Source organism: Microcoleus sp. N3A4 (assembly GCF_036701805.1).
Classification (GTDB): domain Bacteria; phylum Cyanobacteriota; class Cyanobacteriia; order Cyanobacteriales; family Microcoleaceae; genus Microcoleus.
Map to the genome: position 1 here is coordinate 30,232 of NZ_JAUBRJ010000008.1, position 13,669 is coordinate 43,900.

14 protein-coding genes are annotated in these 13,669 nt (G+C 47.3%); 4 read left to right on the forward strand and 10 right to left on the reverse strand.

Going from position 1 to position 13,669, the window contains the following annotated elements:
- The gene (locus tag QUA56_RS06935) at positions 1 to 1,017 is read left to right on the forward strand and encodes a methyltransferase domain-containing protein (protein WP_333354949.1); all 1,017 of its coding nucleotides are present in this window, start codon (positions 1 to 3) and stop codon (positions 1,015 to 1,017) included.
- A 188-nt stretch (positions 1,018 to 1,205) separates the two neighbouring features.
- On the opposite strand, the gene QUA56_RS06940 is transcribed toward QUA56_RS06935, so the two are convergent.
- The 3 genes from QUA56_RS06940 to QUA56_RS06950 all read right to left on the reverse strand — a co-directional run bounded on the left by QUA56_RS06940 (position 1,206) and on the right by QUA56_RS06950 (position 1,983).
- Positions 1,206 to 1,448 carry a hypothetical protein gene (locus QUA56_RS06940; RefSeq protein ID WP_333354951.1) on the reverse strand — a complete coding sequence of 81 codons (243 nt, stop codon included), beginning with the start codon at positions 1,446 to 1,448 and terminating at the stop codon, positions 1,206 to 1,208.
- Complete coding sequence (locus QUA56_RS06945; RefSeq protein WP_333354954.1) at positions 1,445 to 1,675, reverse strand: addiction module protein; 231 nt, start codon at positions 1,673 to 1,675, stop codon at positions 1,445 to 1,447. The genes QUA56_RS06940 and QUA56_RS06945 overlap by 4 nt, the downstream gene beginning before the upstream one ends.
- A gap of 128 nt (positions 1,676 to 1,803) precedes the next feature.
- Positions 1,804 to 1,983, reverse strand: a complete 180-nt coding sequence (locus tag QUA56_RS06950) for a hypothetical protein (protein WP_333354957.1) — start codon at positions 1,981 to 1,983, stop codon at positions 1,804 to 1,806.
- A 150-nt stretch (positions 1,984 to 2,133) separates the two neighbouring features.
- Here QUA56_RS06950 and QUA56_RS06955 point away from each other — a divergent pair, with 150 nt between their 5' ends.
- Positions 2,134 to 2,373, forward strand: coding sequence for a helix-turn-helix transcriptional regulator (locus tag QUA56_RS06955; RefSeq protein ID WP_172186452.1), 240 nt, complete (start codon positions 2,134 to 2,136; stop codon positions 2,371 to 2,373).
- Between the two features lie 18 nt (positions 2,374 to 2,391).
- On the opposite strand, the gene QUA56_RS06960 is transcribed toward QUA56_RS06955, so the two are convergent.
- Together QUA56_RS06960 and QUA56_RS06965 are read right to left on the reverse strand one after the other, a co-directional pair.
- Positions 2,392 to 3,501 carry a diguanylate cyclase gene (locus tag QUA56_RS06960; RefSeq protein ID WP_333354960.1) on the reverse strand — a complete coding sequence of 370 codons (1,110 nt, stop codon included), beginning with the start codon at positions 3,499 to 3,501 and terminating at the stop codon, positions 2,392 to 2,394.
- Between the two features lie 394 nt (positions 3,502 to 3,895).
- A complete protein-coding gene (locus tag QUA56_RS06965) occupies positions 3,896 to 4,390 on the reverse strand; it encodes a DUF427 domain-containing protein (protein WP_333354963.1) in 495 nt (164 codons plus the stop codon).
- Positions 4,391 to 4,502: 112 nt separating this feature from the next.
- Between QUA56_RS06965 and QUA56_RS06970 the strand changes: the two genes are divergently transcribed.
- Both QUA56_RS06970 and QUA56_RS06975 read left to right on the forward strand, forming a co-directional pair.
- Positions 4,503 to 5,789 (forward strand): GH25 family lysozyme, encoded by a 1,287-nt coding sequence (locus tag QUA56_RS06970; protein ID WP_333354966.1) that lies wholly within the window; start codon positions 4,503 to 4,505, stop codon positions 5,787 to 5,789.
- A 495-nt stretch (positions 5,790 to 6,284) separates the two neighbouring features.
- Positions 6,285 to 8,243 carry a cation:proton antiporter domain-containing protein gene (locus QUA56_RS06975; RefSeq protein WP_333354970.1) on the forward strand — a complete coding sequence of 653 codons (1,959 nt, stop codon included), beginning with the start codon at positions 6,285 to 6,287 and terminating at the stop codon, positions 8,241 to 8,243.
- Positions 8,244 to 8,333: 90 nt separating this feature from the next.
- Here the strand turns inward: QUA56_RS06975 and QUA56_RS06980 are convergent, their stop codons facing one another.
- From QUA56_RS06980 to QUA56_RS07000, 5 genes are all read right to left on the reverse strand, one after another.
- A complete protein-coding gene (locus QUA56_RS06980; protein ID WP_333354973.1) occupies positions 8,334 to 8,483 on the reverse strand; it encodes a hypothetical protein in 150 nt (49 codons plus the stop codon).
- Between the two features lie 169 nt (positions 8,484 to 8,652).
- Positions 8,653 to 9,252, reverse strand: coding sequence for a Uma2 family endonuclease (locus QUA56_RS06985; RefSeq protein ID WP_333354976.1), 600 nt, complete (start codon positions 9,250 to 9,252; stop codon positions 8,653 to 8,655).
- Positions 9,253 to 9,331: 79 nt separating this feature from the next.
- Positions 9,332 to 11,572: a phosphoketolase gene (locus QUA56_RS06990; RefSeq protein WP_333354980.1), complete on the reverse strand. Its 2,241-nt coding sequence runs from the start codon at positions 11,570 to 11,572 to the stop codon at positions 9,332 to 9,334.
- 194 nt (positions 11,573 to 11,766) lie between these two features.
- Entirely contained in the window at positions 11,767 to 13,005 is a 1,239-nt protein-coding gene (locus tag QUA56_RS06995) for a COP23 domain-containing protein (protein ID WP_333354983.1), read from the reverse strand.
- Complete coding sequence (locus QUA56_RS07000) at positions 12,980 to 13,633, reverse strand: serine protease (RefSeq protein ID WP_333354986.1); 654 nt, start codon at positions 13,631 to 13,633, stop codon at positions 12,980 to 12,982. The genes QUA56_RS06995 and QUA56_RS07000 overlap by 26 nt, the downstream gene beginning before the upstream one ends.
- Between the last annotated feature and the right edge of the window lie 36 nt (positions 13,634 to 13,669).

A 13,669-nucleotide genomic window follows, 5' to 3' on the forward strand; every position in this document is an offset into this window, starting at 1 on the left:
ATGGATAAAATCAAGATATTGTTTGTGTGCAGTCAGAATAAGTGGAGAAGTTTGACTGCCGAGAGAATATGCGAGAAAGTTAGCGGCTACAGCGTGCGCTCGGCTGGAACGGAAAAAGGTGCAAGAATTAGAGTCACTGAGGGTCTGGTCGGTTGGGCTGATTTGATATTTGTGATGGAGAAGAAGCACGGCGATCGACTTCGCAGCAAATTTCCCGAAAGTCTCGAAGGCAAGAAAGTTATTTGCCTGCAAATCCCGGACAATTACCAATATATGGAACCGGAGTTAGTCGAGCTTTTGCAGGCGAAACTGAACCCCTATATGGAAATGCCAGATAACGACATAAATTTTATGCAGCGAGTTTTGGAACCGGAAGTGATGGATTCCTTGGAAGAGGCGATCGAATACGATTCGATGGACTTTACTGAGGTTAATGCTGCTTTTGCTCAGAGTGCTGCGGCGTTGGGGCCGGTTTTTGGAAACGTTTTGGATGCGGGGACGGGTACGGCGAGAATTCCGATCGCCCTTTCTCAACTCCGGCCAGCATGGAAATTGACTTGCATCGATTTGTCGGCAAATATGCTAAAAGTCGGGGCCCAAAATGTGGAAAAGGCCGGCGTGCGATCGCAAATCAGTCTCGAATTAATTGATGCTAAGGCAATGCCTTACCCTGACAACTATTTTGACATGGTGATTTCCAACAGCATTATCCACCATTTGCCCGATCCGCTGCCGTTTTTGCAGGAAGTCAAGCGGGTGTTGAAACCGCAGGGAGCAATTTTTTTGCGGGATTTACTGCGGCCGGAAAAAGCGGAAATCAGGGATAATTTAGTCAAGCTGTATGCGGGAGATTGCAACGCGCATCAGAAACAGTTATTCAGCGATTCGCTGCAAGCGGCTTTTACGTTGGGTGAAGTTGAGGAGATGATGCAAAATGCCGGGTTGGATGGGTTGAGGATTTATGAATCTTCCGACAGACACTGGACGGCAGAACGTGCTTGGTGCGAGACTGTGTAGAAAGGCTAACTGTTGTAACCTAGCCATTGTTTTAGCTTTCACTGCGCGATCGCTTTGTTGTTTAATTACTTTTTTCGCGCCCTAATAATTAGTATGATTGAACCGCGAAGACGCGAAGGACACGAAGCAAGAATCAGGAAGAATCAACAAGAAGTAGATAGTCTTCTATTGCGAAGGGAGTAAGATGCTTAGGTATCTAGAATAACTCGATCGCGTCCAAACTCTTTAGTTAACGTAGGGTGCGTCGCCCCGAAAATTCTCGCCAAGAAAGCATTGAGCCCATAGCGACGCACCCTACCGCGATCGAATTTCAAAGTTAACGTAGGGTGCGTCGCCCCGAAAGTTCTCGCCAAGAAAGCATTGAGCCCATAGCGACGCACCATACCGCGATCGAATTTCAAAGCACAATAGAGCACAATAGAAAGGCTCACTGTTGCAACCTCGCCATTGTTCTAGCTTTTACTTCTTGCCAAGAAATAACGGCACTGGGGTTTGTTTCGTGGTCTAGCAGGCGGCGAGATAGCTCTATCCTTTGAGATTCAGTTAATTCAAGATGTTCGGGATCGGCGCTTATGCTGTCCCATATCGCTTGTACTAAGCGAATTCTGTCATTAACGCTCAAACTAATAATTTCTGCAAGAGTACCAGCGAGATCCATAGCTTAAAAATGCGTCACAGCTAAATACTTTTCCACATTTTATCGCAAAGATTGCTGGAAAGGAGCGATCGCGCCTTTCCAGGTATGGGCCGTACCGTTGCGCGATCGCTTCCAAACTCAAAACTAATTTACGAGCGATCGCCCGGATCGAACACGACTATTAGGCGAGCCTCCGGCAGTAACTGCCGCAAAATGCGGATCTGACCGTCTGCATCCGACCAACTGCGAAACCGACCCACAACGCTTCTTTGTACATTGGGAAGCAGGCGAACAATAATCCAGGAATTCAGACGCTGTTTGTAAGGCATAATCGATTCATGCTCCTTTCCAAAGGGGTTTTAGAGCCAGTCCTTGTACTTTCCACGGTTCTGGACTGGCTATTAAACATATTGTCTAATCAATTTATTGTTTAGTCAAGATGCTTAAGCATCTTATATAAAAAATGTGCGATCGAGGATATGCCGAAAAAGCCCGTTCCGCGACCTGAAGATGAAGAGTCGCATTTGAAGAAGCTCAGGGAAGAACTGGAGATGAGTCAGGAAGATTTGGCGCGAGAGCTTGGCGTTTCGTCGCAAACAATCAGCCGTTGGGAGTTGGGGAAGAACGTACCCACGTTCACCGTCAAGCAGATGAAAGCTTTGGAGAAATTGCTGGCTAGCATCGGGAGGTCGATCGGCGACTTGCCAGATAATCTGTGATGGAAACGATTTTCCCATCTAAAATCTAAAATCTAAAATCACTCGATCGCGCCCTCGGTCTTTAGCTTGATAAAGCGCGCGGTCTGCCGCTGCAATCAAGTTTTTTTGTGCTGCGGACGATCGAGGAAACGTACTCGCTACCCCCAAACTCAGCGTCACGAGAGAACACGCCTCCGAATTAACGTGTTCGATTTCTAGTTCTTTGATCCACACTCGAATTTTCTCTGCAATCCAGACAGCTATTTCAGGCGAAGTCCGAGGCAAAATCACTGCAAATTCTTCGCCTCCGTAACGGGCTACCAGAGTCTCGCCCGAAACTTCGCCTGTTGAGTAATTTACGGCTTCCAAAATAGCTTGGGCTACCTGCTGCAAGCAAGCATCTCCCGCCTGATGTCCGTAAGTATCGTTGTATTTCTTAAAAAAGTCAACATCGCATAAAATTAAAGATATTTCTGCTGCTGCTTCTCCCAATTCTTGCCATTTTTTCTCTAAGTATTCGTTAAAACAGTGGCGGTTGGCAACCTGAGTTAAGCCATCTAAGTTGGCAAGGCGATACAATTCCGAATTAGCTGCTTTTAATTGAGAATTAGCTGCTTCTAGCTCGCATTTCGTGAGCGCTAAGTTGTAATAAAGTTCGCTCATAAACCAAGTAGCTTGTTGGTGAATTTGGGATAAAGCTACCCACAGTTGATGCACGTCTAACAATCGGTAAACTTGAGGTTCTAACTGCACAACAATTGGCTCGTAAAGCAGTTCCGGCGGTCGCTGCACGGCTCGCTGAGCTGCCAGGACAATTAAGGCTACTCCTGGTAAAATTAAAATATCGGTTTGAGCTATTTGATACAAGGCTATAATCGGTCTGCAAGCAAATATATCTACTCCGTAAGGGCGGCTCATGCGTTCCATAAATCGCCGACGCGATATCATCCCTAAAAATTCGCCATTTACGGTCAATATAACTCCCGGAAGCAGCGGGTGAGCTTGAAAAAACCGGGCTACTTCTTTGGCAAGATATGAGGAGTCAACCTGAAAATTGAATACAGCTAGATCCTTAAGAGTAGACTCTAAAGATAAATTTTCAGGTGGTTTTTCTGGCGAGTTAGATGGCGGGATAAATTCAACAGACACAGCGCTGATCCGAATAAATAATAAAGAAGCAATAAAGCTAGTGTCAGGTATAAACTTATACTAACATTTATTTATTAGCAGTGACTGTATTCTTGACGACACTGTTTATTTCAAGGGATAACCTGCTGCGTTAGCTTCTGCAGCGCCTGCTGCACTGCATTGATTCATCTTCACTCAATTATAGATTTATTGAATTATTACTCATATTTTGATAGTAGGCTTTTTGCGTAGTAAAAAAAACAGGTTTCTGGGCAAGTCCTCAACTCATTCACGGCAGACACAAACTCAAGCAACCAGGTTTTTAAACCGATCGAAGCTGTAACAAGGCTTGGCGTAAAAAAAAACGTGGTTTCTGCCCCTGTTATCAACTCAAAACTCAAAACTCCACATTCCCTCACCACCCCCAAGTTCCTGGCCCTCCCTTAAACGGGCCGACAATATCTTTGGTAATCCAGCCGCCGTAAAAATCCCCTGGTTGAGATTGCACTAATTCCCCGTCCACATAACAGGCATCCATCTTGCTCGGATAAAAAGCTACATAATCTTTAATAGCCTCAAAGACTTGGGTGGGATTGGGATAAAACCAAGCAGCATTTACTACTTCCTTTTCTCCCACCGCCACAGTGTAATAACTGGCTTGTCCCTTCCACTCGCACCAAGAACCCCGTAAAGTTTTGTGCAAATATTCCATTTGGATATCTTCAGGAGAGATATAGTAGGCAGGAGGGTGGCTTGTCTCCAATACCCGCTGAGGGTGGCGCGTGTCGGCGATCGTCACTCCATTAAAAATTATCTGTACGTGTTTGGTCAATTCCTCAAGGCGAGGGGGACGCGGGTAATCCCAAACAGACTCTTGACCGGGGCCGGGCTCTATTCGATCGAAGTTCATTTGCACAATCTTCCCTGAAACAAAACACTTAGCGACTTAGCATTACAATTTAATGTACCCTTAATCTAGTCGCAGCTTCAGACAAAACCAGCTTTTCTCAACTCTCGGTAATATGAGTATTCGCGGTATCGATGTTTCCGACTACCAGCCCAATGTCAATTGGCAAGCAGTTGCCCAGGGAGGCACAGTCTTCGCTTTTGTCAAATCGACGGAGGGTGCAACTTTAGTGTCCCAAACTTTTGCCCGCAATTGGGCAGCTATGAAAGCGGCGGGGATTCAACGCGGTGCTTACCACTTTTTTCAACCTGCAAGCAGCGTTCAAGGACAAATAGATTTATTCTTGAAAACTGTAAAACTCGAAGCGGGGGATTTGCCGGCAGTCTTGGATTTAGAAACTACAGGCGGTTTGACTGTGACTCAATTGTGCGATCGAGCCGCAATTTGGTTAGAAGCCGTCGAAAAAGCCACCTTGATGCGGCCGATTATCTACACTTACCCGGGTTTCTGGGACAACCTGGGGACAAAACGGTTTGCCGATTACCCGCTGTGGATTGCTCACTATACCAGTGCTGAGGAACCTTGGGTGCCCGGCGGCTGGAAAACTTGGACTTTTTGGCAGTACAGCGACACCGGCAGCGTGTCCGGCGTATCGGGCAATGTAGACACCAATATTTTTGAAAGCGTCCGAGAAGGCGCCGTAAGTTATAAAGTTGCAGACATCCAGAGGGAATTAAGAATTAAAGGTTTCTATCAAGGCGCGATGGATGGTAAATTTGGGGCTACCACCACAGCGGCGCTCATCTCGTTTCAGAAATCTCAACGTCTCAATGCAGATGGCATTGCAGGCATCAAAACCTGGGCCGCTTTGATGCGAAAATCTCCCAAAGTAGTTGTCCCCCCTCCAGCGCCGACACCCGCCCCGCAGCCGACTCCCGCTCCGACTCCCACTCCCACACCCGCCCCGCGGCTGACTCAGGTATTCTCGTCTTATCAAGCTAGCGCTACCCAGGATATTGCCTTAATTTGGCTGCAAAGTCAAGTTTCTACCTCTGTTTTAGGGGAATTTGCTCAAAAATGGCGGGCAACTGCCTTACCTCAAGACGCTAATTTGCGATTGATAGATGTGGGCAAATTTTATCGAGGTTTAGCAGAACAAGACCAAGCTTTAGATTGGCTGCAAAAACAAATTTCTCCGGCTATTATTGCCGAGTTTGCACAAAAGTGGCGCTCTCAATCTACTGTCACTAATTCTCCGATTCGGCTGATAGATGCGTGCAAATTTTATCGAGCCGCACCCCAGCAAAACCAGTCTTTAGATTGGCTGGAAGGGCAAATTTCGCCGGCAATTCTCTCGGAGTTTTTTCGCAGGTGGCAGAATGCCAGCCGTGACGGGAAGTAATATTATAGCAATCCTAAATGATTTGAAAAATAGTACGCGAGCAAGATGCTCGCACTACAAGGATTCCGATCTCGCTCGATTTTGCGACAGATTTAGGACTGCTATATGTCCGGTAAAATAACTCTTGTAAGGTTTGTATTGAGGACTTGATTCCTCATAAAAACTTTGAGAAATCAAGTCCTCAATACAAACGAATCTCTTTTGCGTGAGGTACAGATTGATAATTTGTAATTGGTAATTGAGATTTTACTCTTCAGCCTAAAAGTCTTCACCTTTGAGCCTTCTAGCTTCTACCTTCTGAAGGGGCGGCTCCAATCTTTGACGCTAAGAGAATTATCTGATAAAGTTGTAGCCAATATCAAGGTTTTTTAATCTTATTCGCAAAAATCCAAGGCCGTGCCGAGTTTGTAAGCTGCGCCGAATATAGCGCCTGCACTCAAATTACCCGCGATCGAACATTTAAAACCCAGCGGGCAGCCTGTAACAATTATATCTATGGAAATCCCCTTTAACATCACCCTGTTGATGGTCATGACCGTCACCTGTGGTATCAGCGCTCAAGTTCTGGCCGCTTATCTGAAAGTTCCGGCGATCGTATTTTTGCTGCTGTTCGGCATTTTAGCCGGCCCAGACGGCTTGGGAGTGCTGCACCCCAATCTGCTGGGCAGCGGTTTGGAAGTTATGGTATCGCTTTGCGTAGCGTTAATTCTGTTTGAAGGCGGCTTGAATTTGGAATTGCGAGATTTGGGCAAAGTTTCCGGCAGCATCCGCAATTTAGTTACGGTAGGCACTTTAATTACGCTAATTGGTGGCGGAATGGCCGCACACTGGTTGGGAGAATTTCCCTGGCCGATCGCATTTCTGTATGCTTCTCTAGTAGTTGTCACCGGCCCGACAGTAATCGGCCCTTTGCTCAAACAAGTATCCGTTGACAAACAAGTCGCCGCTTTGCTAGAAGCTGAAGGCGTTTTAATCGATCCTGTCGGAGCAATTCTGGCAGTATTGGTACTGAATATTATTTTAAACGGCAATCCTGATTTGCTGGTTTTGTTCCGAGATTTAATCGTGCGGCTCTTCGTTGGCGCAGTCGTCGGAGTTGCAGGCGGTTGGCTGCTGGGATTCATTCTCAAGCGATCGCAATTTCTCTCAGAAGACCTCAAAAACTTAGTCGTTTTAGCGGGTTTGTGGGGATTTTTCGGCTTAGCAGAAGAAATCCGCAGCGAATCGGGACTGATGGCAACAGTCCTCTCCGGCATCGTCCTCAAAGCCGCTGCTATCCCGGAAGAAAGGCTGCTGAGGAGGTTTAAAGGTCAACTTACAGTCCTTGCTATTTCTGTGCTGTTCGTGCTGCTAGCGGCCGATTTATCCCTCGCTAGTGTGGTCGCCCTCGGTTGGGGAAGTTTGTTTACAGTTTTAGCTTTAATGTGGGTAGTGCGGCCGATCAACGTTTGGCTTTGTACTTGGAACAGCGGACTGAATTGGCGGCAGAAATTATTTATTTGTTGGGTAGCGCCGAGGGGAATTGTCTCAGCGTCGATCGCATCTTTATTTGCAATTTTGCTCACCCAGCGGGGAATCAACGGCGGCGACTCGATTAAAGCCTTAGTTTTCCTAACAATTATTATGACAGTTTTCGTGCAGGGGCTGACGGCCGGACGGATGGCTCAACTTTTGGGCATCACCTCAAAATCTGTAACCGGTGCAGCAATTGTGGGGTCAAATCCTTTGAGCAGATTAATTGCTCGCTTGTTTCAAGAACGCGGAGAATCGGTGGCAATTATCGACACCAACCCGGAAGCTTGTGCACAAGCAGAACGAGAGGGTTTGCGGGTGTTTTTGAGCAGTGCTCTCGACCACAGCGTGTTAGAAGAAGCCGGACTGGAATCGATGGGAACTTTTTTGGCAATGACTAACAACGGCGAGGTAAACTTAGTGTTAGCTCAGCGAGCGGCCGAAGAGTTTGCACCGCCGAGGGTTTTGGCAATATTCCCCAAAGATCCGCAAGCAAATACGCCTGCAAATCAGAATAAAATCAATCAAGCTTTTGTCTCGGATTTGTCGCTGAAGGATTGGAACGAATATCTGAGCGACGGCGAAGTAAAATTGGGGGAAACTGAGTTAAAAAGTGAGGGATTGCAGTTTCAGATTGCTCACTTGCAAGCTTTGGTTCAAGCCGGGGAGTTGGCACCGCTGCTGCTGGAAAGGCAGGGGTACTTGCAAGTAGTGTCGGCGACCCAGATTTGGCAAGCGGGCGATCGAATTATTTATTTGCTGTACGATCCGACACCGAAATTGTTGAAAAGATTGTCGGGTTCGTCGCAGTCTCGCTTGACTTTGGAAAAGCATCAGGTAGTTGAAGAAGTGCCGATTCCTCCTCCGGTTTTAGAGGAGGTTTTGGAGGAAACGGAAATAGCAAAGGAGGCTGAAGTTTTGCAGCCGCCAGTTCCACGGTAGGGGCATTGCCCGTGTCTTCCCTGCGCTATAATCCAGATATCCAAGCAAGAAAAAGGATGATTTTCTGGTAGCAGAAGGTTCGTATAGGTATTACTCATTGCTACGAGCGATATTGAGAGCAATCTCATCTCTCCCTTTTTCTGTGCGTCGTCGCTTAATCAAATCGATTAAAGCTATTTGCTCCTCATCAGACATTTCTGTGACTAGCTCTAGAATCGTATCAAAGCTATAAATTTTCATACTTCTGAGCTTAGTAACTTTATACTTACAAGTCTAACTAATCGTTGGAGCCGATCGCGCAAAGGTTGTTTGTGAGAGCGAATGGTTGTCTGTCACATTTTAGCTTAACCAATCAAGCCGTTAGCGAAGCCCTCGTAGACGATCGCACTTTTTACCAACTCCTCAGCATTCAACCCACTTGCCTAACCCCATTAAGAAACTCTGTCCTTGCCTCAATTATTGAAGGCATTAAAACGCAGCGTACCAACAATGCTAAATCCAACTCCGGCAAAAACTCACTTCTTGAAACTTGCTCGTAATCATCCTCGCGCAGCCGATAGACAGCAAGCCGATTATTTTCCCAAAACCAAACTTCAGGAATGCGAAGTCGCAGATACTTAGCTAGTTTATTTGTGCTACCGCTAGTAATGGTTACTTCGACGGCTAAATCGGGATGCTCTTTTCTTGAACCTATATAATAAGACTCGTCTGGTTCAAATGATACATTTCTTGCCCGGTCTCTGCGAGTTGCACTCCCTACAGGAAAGAATTCAATTCCAAGTTCAAAAAAGTATGCTTCCAGTAATATAGCGATCGCTTTTTTAAAGCTTTCATGTGCTTCGCCCACTGTCATAAACTCGATCCACCCATCAAGATAAGTTATCCGCAAACCAGGAGAGTCTGCCATCAAAGAGTCGAGATCCTCAAATTGCTCCCAAGTATAATAAGCGGGGAGAATCAATCGCTGTTCTGCAAGCGTACCTATTTCTTCTAAAATTTTTGCAGTCACAGGTATCACCATCCTATTTTAAATATTGCTAGCCCCTACCTAGCACAAACCAGGCAGGGGCATTCACTCACATTCTAACTTAATGAACTAGCTCGATCGCCCTTTTAGTCAACGCCTCAGCAGTCAACCCGTTAAACGCCATTAATTGACCAGCACTAGCAGTAGTTTCCCCCCGCTTCCAAGCGAAAGTATCCCGCTGGCAATTGCTGCGTAGCATCACAGGTTCCAGCATCCCAGAAGCACCGCCTGTCACGCCAATCAAAGCATCTCCGCCAAACATTTCGGCAAATTTCTCATCGCTCAAAAAGCCGCCGTCAGCTTCCGAACAAGTATCCCAAGCAACGTCTGTTGGGCGGTACAAACGCCGGGGATTGATAATAGAAACAATCCGCACTCCAATGCCTTCTGTTTCCAAAAATGCCGCCGCTTCAAACACTGGTATTAAAGTCATGTCGCCGACAACAGCAAACACAACTTTCTTGCTCTCTCCTTGATTGTGGGCAGCTTGAGGAGAATCGACTTCGTGCAGCACTATTGCACCGTCTTGCAAACCTTGGCGAGTCTGTTCAAATGTGGTGCGAATTGGCAGCGGCGACTTGCTCGCTGTAATCACAACTCCCTTATTCTTAGCAGTCAAAGCCCACTCGTAACAAGCTTGAATGCTGTTAGCATCCGGTGGAAACAAAGGAAACACATTTCCGTTCCGCATCATCGCCGCAAAATAAGCCTCAATTTCCGGGCGTTGGTGCGTCCAACCGTTGCGGCCTTGTTCCAATGCACCCGCTGTAAATAAGGTGACTGTTGCCGGAGTTGGACGGCGCAATTCTGCCATTGCTTGGGTTACAGTTTGCCAAATTGGTAAACCGTTGATGGCAAAAGATTCGTAGGAACACCACAAACTCCGCGCTCCGAATAGCGACAAACCTACGGCTAAACCCGCGCAAGCATCTTCGCTCAAAGGTTCGTAAACTTGACCGTTTGGCGATTGATTGTACAGGTCATCTGTCGTCGGGTGAATAATTTTGAGAGCTTGGTTGATATTGGCAATTGCCGATGCTTCATTGCCGTCAGCATTAGTGACAAGAAAAGTACGATCGCGCTCGCCAACTTTCCCTACCAAAACCCCCATTGCTGTTGTCGAAATCTTCGATTCTCCCCCAACTGCAAATTCTTCTAAAGGCAATTCGCCTAAATCTGCCAGCGGCAATGTAAACTCAGTAACAACTGTTTTCGCCGCCGGCCCGCCGCCGGCGCGTTCAGCATTTGTCCGCACCAACTGCCAAGCTTCCACAGTCAAAGCGCGCTCTTTTAAAGCACTGATAATGTGCGGAGCATCCAGCGTATCTTTCGGATAAAGGTTGTGAGATTTTGCGCCGCGCGCGTGGACACCGGCACCTTTCAACTGTTTGATGATAAATACAGTTAATTTGCCGCCGAGAGCAGATTTTGCCGCTTTGTCAACTCCTTGTAAAACAGCTTTGGTAAATGCCATGCGCTGTTCGAGCGAAAAAGCAGTGCTGTCAACATAATCTTCCGTTTGATTTTGATCGTCAAATTCCTTAGCATCAACTAAGATAACTTCTTCAAAACCGTTTCCTTGCCAATAAGCAATCATTTCAGCATTAGTTTTAGTCGAAACCATGCTGTGATGTTCCTGAGAATATCCGTTCCAAACCAACACAGGCAAAAAGTTAGTAACGCTCGGATAAGCAGTGTGAAAATGCGCCATGCTGCTCATCGGATAGGGTTCGCCCATGCCGCCGTCGCCCATTGTGAAAGCAAACAGTTTTTCGCGGTGCAAAAGCGCTCCTGCCATTGCGAAATGCTGCCCTTGTCCGAGGGGCCCGGCCGGCGCTAAAAGGCCGGGAATGAAACCGGAAAGATGTCCTAACAAACCGTCTTTTTCTCGGAATTTATCGCGCACTTGCTGCACGTTAACAATTCCCATATCCTCCAAAGATCGATCGAGAAACATGGCACTGTAAAATCCGGGCGCGTGATGGCCGACTTCGGTGACAATGTTCTTGTGTCCGAGCATCACCAAAGCGGCATAAGCCTCAGCTTGGCTAGCAAAACCCCCTGGATGTCCCGATGCCTTGCTGGCGGTGACTTGCAGTGTCAGGTAACGCAGGGCGTCTGCTCCCAGCATCGTTTGAAAGACGGCTGCAGGATCGGCAGGATCGGCGATCGACTTGTTTCCCTCGGCGATCGCAGGTGCTTTCCCGTAAGTCTCAAAACCAGGCACACTCTCGGAGAAATACTGGATTCCTTCGCAAAAACTGGGAATTGCTGACGTTGCCTTCGGCGTAGTTGCAGTCATGCTTTATACCTGAAAATTTTGAATTAGATTAATGTAACAGTAATTTTATAGCTTTCTTGTTGCAAAAAATCATCACTTCTGCTATATCGAATGATAAATAATTAAAATATCTCAAACTTGAAGGTGAGAGCGCCCCGTATTTCAACAATACAATCGGAGCAATTCCGCAAAAAAAAATCATTGCCCAGTACCAATTAGGGTTTGCTAATATCTAACCCCAGCCGTTCCCCGACATTAATATAAATCACAGTGCTGCTTTCAAAAAGAGAAGGTCTAGCCTTTTGATTAGTCAGCCAAACAAAAAAACTGCTGAGTGCAGGAGCAGGATCTTGATCGCGGCGGAGGGTGTAGATCAAACCTTCGCAAGGCCCGTTAACGCGACTGCTCGTGCAAATAGCTTTCTGATTGTTGACTATACCGACAGTTACATAATTTAGCTGTTGGTTGCGGCTGTAATTTTCCAGGCGCTGAGTCACTTGTTTGCAGCGAGTCAGAGGATCGTAACCAGAACTAGAAAAGAAATTAGAATTCCAGCGAATCCAAGGCTCCCTGAACCCTTGCGGATTTTGATATACAGTCACCGGATCGCCCGTCGAGGTATCGCACACAAAGCCCCCTTGACTGAGGTTCGGTTGGCTTTGGCTAGAGGCGCGGCTGATAGAAATATTGCTGAGAATATCAAACCCGCTAGGCTTAGTTTGTGACAGCAACACCGTAAAAGCATCGATCGGGATTGCTGCATTCAACCCGGTTTTAATCTCCTCTATCTGACCGTTCCACTGGCCGATCACCGTGCCGACAGTATCTCCCTGGCCGTGAATTCCCACAACTCTCCCATCAGCATCAAATACAGGCCCGCCGCTCATACCGCGCCTTGTCACAGCTTGATAGCGCAGTCCGTACCCCGATGATGCGCTGCCGAGGCGAGAAGAGACAATACCACCAGTAAACTCCAGTTTTCTTTCAGATCCAAAGGCAATGGGCAGCGGATAGCCAGCAACGTAAATAGTAGAACCGACAACAGCACGTTCCGACTCGCCCATTGGGGCTACTGGATACTGTTCTCGGCTCTGAAACTGTATCAAAGCTAAGTCTATATCCCGGTCGTTTTTCGGCAGTCGCTGTATTCTGATGGCAGTATAATCTTTTTCTAAATGAGTGCGAATGCTGTATTCTTGGGCGAGGCTTGCCACTACGTGATTCGCCGTCAGAACAGTGTAAATATTGCCCTGTTTAGCAATAATTACTCCTGAGCCGCTAGTAGAAAAACCCAGCGTATTATTGACTTCCACCGTTGTGAACATCGCTAGCTGGGCAATTTCTTGGGCTGTTTTGGCACAAGCAGCATATTGTTGGCCAACAACCGCCGTCACCGTTAATGCACCTGTCAAGATGACTGTCAGCGCGTCAAACCGCAAACCCCACGAATTCATCGCTAACTCCTAGATCGGACGAGACAAACTGCAAATATATACTGATAGGAATTCCCCAACTGGATTTAACCATTTTTTCCAATAATTCTGGCGTCGGTTCGCTTCCATCTTCAAAAGCATAGACGCCAAAATCGGGTTCTCGATACTTGCCTCGACCGTTAATCCCAACCAAAAAACCTTTGGCATTAAAAATCGGGCCGCCGCTCATGCCGATTTTAACCTCATTTGTATAGCCCAAGCTATAGCCTTGAGGTAAAGATTTCGACAGCAGCAGTTCTACGAACCCCCGCGCTACAGTCAACACCTCAGCACCCGCAGGGAATCCGGCCGCCAGCAGCGGCTCTCCGACCGCTGCCGGCGAGGCGCCGATCGGTGCTACTTTATACTCGATCGCGCTGCGAAACAGAGCGATCGCCAGATCGGTATCGCCCAGCCGCTTCGGAACTCCCAGCGATCGGTGAATCAGGCCGTCGCCTGTGACAATTGTCCGATCGCCCCTGTTGAAAGCCACAACGTGCCAATTAGTCAGCACCGTATAGGTTTGCCCCTGCCGCCGGACGATCGTCCCAGAACCAGAAGATTTCCCCGTCTGGATGCGTACCGCTGTTTGACGCGCCAAGTTTTCCACCTCAACCCTTGGAATTGGCGATGGGATGGAAAATTC

What these genes read in the sequence shown, in the direction of transcription:
- QUA56_RS06935 (WP_333354949.1), top strand. Translation starts at nt 1, where the DNA reads ATGGATAAAATCAAGATATTGTTTGTGTGCAGTCAGAATAAGTGGAGA.
- QUA56_RS06945 (WP_333354954.1), bottom strand. Translation starts at nt 1,675, where the DNA reads ATGGATCTCGCTGGTACTCTTGCAGAAATTATTAGTTTGAGCGTTAAT.
- QUA56_RS06950 (WP_333354957.1), bottom strand. Translation starts at nt 1,983, where the DNA reads ATGCCTTACAAACAGCGTCTGAATTCCTGGATTATTGTTCGCCTGCTT.
- QUA56_RS06955 (WP_172186452.1), top strand. Translation starts at nt 2,134, where the DNA reads ATGCCGAAAAAGCCCGTTCCGCGACCTGAAGATGAAGAGTCGCATTTG.
- QUA56_RS06965 (WP_333354963.1), bottom strand. Translation starts at nt 4,390, where the DNA reads ATGAACTTCGATCGAATAGAGCCCGGCCCCGGTCAAGAGTCTGTTTGG.
- QUA56_RS06970 (WP_333354966.1), top strand. Translation starts at nt 4,503, where the DNA reads ATGAGTATTCGCGGTATCGATGTTTCCGACTACCAGCCCAATGTCAAT.
- QUA56_RS06975 (WP_333354970.1), top strand. Translation starts at nt 6,285, where the DNA reads ATGGAAATCCCCTTTAACATCACCCTGTTGATGGTCATGACCGTCACC.
- QUA56_RS06980 (WP_333354973.1), bottom strand. Translation starts at nt 8,483, where the DNA reads ATGAAAATTTATAGCTTTGATACGATTCTAGAGCTAGTCACAGAAATG.
- QUA56_RS06990 (WP_333354980.1), bottom strand. Translation starts at nt 11,572, where the DNA reads ATGACTGCAACTACGCCGAAGGCAACGTCAGCAATTCCCAGTTTTTGC.
- QUA56_RS06995 (WP_333354983.1), bottom strand. Translation starts at nt 13,005, where the DNA reads ATGAATTCGTGGGGTTTGCGGTTTGACGCGCTGACAGTCATCTTGACA.